This is a genomic window from Catenibacterium sp., assembly GCF_052354645.1.
Lineage (GTDB): Bacteria > Bacillota_I > Bacilli_A > Erysipelotrichales > Coprobacillaceae > Catenibacterium > Catenibacterium mitsuoka_A.
Map to the genome: position 1 here is coordinate 1 of NZ_DAWDDM010000315.1, position 2,192 is coordinate 2,192.

Sequence of the window (2,192 nt, forward strand, 5' to 3'; positions counted from 1 at the left end):
GATATAAAACGATTTCAAATATCAGGTGTTAATAGGCAAGATGATAAACTAAAACCACAATCACTTGAGTCGATTTATTTAGAAATTACTAATATAGGGAATGGTTTTGCTAATACTATTACATTTGGGACAGGAGAAAATTCTTTGGGAATCGCTTACAAAGACGTGTATATAATAAATGAAACAAAGATAGTAAGGCTTAATGTTCCAAAACAAAAGTTAAATGAGGGTTTTATTTTCAATATTTTGTTTTTAGATAGCATGGCTAATGAATACGTTCAGGAGTATGAAATTAGGTATTATCAAACTGGTGAGAAATATTATATTGATGTAGGGTATCCAGAGTTAATAGAGCGTAATTAAATATTAGGGTGATATATGAGTAGCTATAAGCATTCGCCTTTTAATGATGTTATTTATAAAAATCAGCTAACGAGTGATATAAAGGAATATAACTTCTTTGTGTATGTAATTCAAGGTTGAGAGAGACAATGCTTTTTAATAGCATATCAAACAAAATTCTATAATTATTGATTTAAAAGCAATACAATGGCACGAAAAGTATACTTTTAGTAACAAAAGAACTTTAAAATAAAAGCGGAAAATGGTATAATTTTCCGCGAATATAAATAAATATCTTATTGTTTCTGTTTAATAAAAAAATGGCACGAAAGGTATACCTTGTGAACCAAATAATAATTTAGAGGATTTGTTTATATTCACCACTATTACATACAAAAAGAAGAGGGGGATTAGACAATGATTAAGCTGTATTCTCATAATCAAAAAGCATATGACTTAGCAGTTACTATGCTTAAAGATACTAAAAAAGCAGCAATTGTTCATCCAACAGGAACAGGTAAATCATTTATCGCATTTAAACTATGCGAAGATCATCCTGATAAGACAATCTGTTGGTTATCTCCTTCTGAATATATTTTCTCTACCCAGCTAGAGAATTTATATCAAGCAACTAATGGTTATAAACCTAATAATATTGTCTTCTTTACTTATGCCAAGCTCATGGGTATGAGTAAAGAAGAGATACAAGCAATACATCCTGACTATATTGTTCTTGATGAATATCATCGTGCTGGAGCTACATTCTGGCAAAAGGGTGTAGAACAACTTCTCTTTACGTATGCAGATGTTCCAGTTTTAGGTTTATCTGCAACTAATGTTCGTTATCTAGATAACCAAAGAGATATGGCACAGGAGCTCTTTGATGGAAATATAGCTTCTCAAATGAGTTTAGGTGAATCAATAGTACGTGGAATATTGAACCCACCTAAATACATATTATCAATGTATTATTATCAGAATACATTAGAGAAATACGAAAGAAGAGTAAAGAAAACAAAAAGTAAAGTTGCAAGAGATAATGCTGAAAAATGTTTGGATGAACTAAGAAGAACATTAGAAAAGTCTGAAGGATTAGATGTCATATTCAAAAAACACATGACTGATCCGCATGGTAAATACATAGTATTCTGTTCTAACAAAGAACATATGGATCAGATGATGAAACATACAGAATGGTTCTCAAAGGTAGATAAAGAACCACATATGTACTCTGTATATTCAAGTGATCCAGGAGCAGATAAAGCATTTAAGGACTTCAAAGAAGATAATGATAATAATCACTTAAGACTTCTTTACTGTATCGATGCATTAAATGAAGGCATTCATGTTGATGATATAAGTGGAGTTATTCTTTTAAGACCTACAGTTTCTCCAATAGTCTATAAACAGCAGATTGGTAGAGCACTGTCTGCAAGCAAGAAAACAAATGCAGTTATCTTTGATATCGTATTAAACATTGAAAATATCTATAGCATTGATTCTATTAAAGAAGAAATGCAAGTAGCTACATCCTACTATCGCTCTCTAGGAGAAGCAAATCAAATCATCAATGAAAAATTCAAGATTATTGATGAAGTAAGAAACTGTAAAGAACTATTTGAAAAACTCAATGATGCTTTAACTGCAACTTGGGATATTTATTATGCAAGTGCTAAACAGTACTACAAAGAGAATGGAAACTTAGAAGTACCTGCAAGATACATTACTGAGGAAGGTTATGCACTAGGTAGTTGGCTTAATAATCAAAAAGCTATTCGTAAAGGTACTATAGTTGGAAAACTAACTGAAGATCAAATAAAAAAATTAGATGATATAGGAATGATTTGGGA

2 protein-coding genes are annotated in these 2,192 nt (G+C 30.8%); both read left to right on the top strand.

Going from position 1 to position 2,192, the window contains the following annotated elements; genetic code table 11:
- Window positions 1-363 (top strand): hypothetical protein (locus ACT8VG_RS10475; RefSeq protein WP_444195835.1); only part of this gene is annotated, 363 nt, incomplete at its 5' end.
- A 396-nt stretch (window positions 364-759) separates the two neighbouring features.
- Window positions 760-2,192, top strand: a 1,433-nt coding sequence (locus ACT8VG_RS10480) for a Helicase associated domain protein (protein WP_444195836.1), incomplete at its 3' end; no start/stop codon positions are given.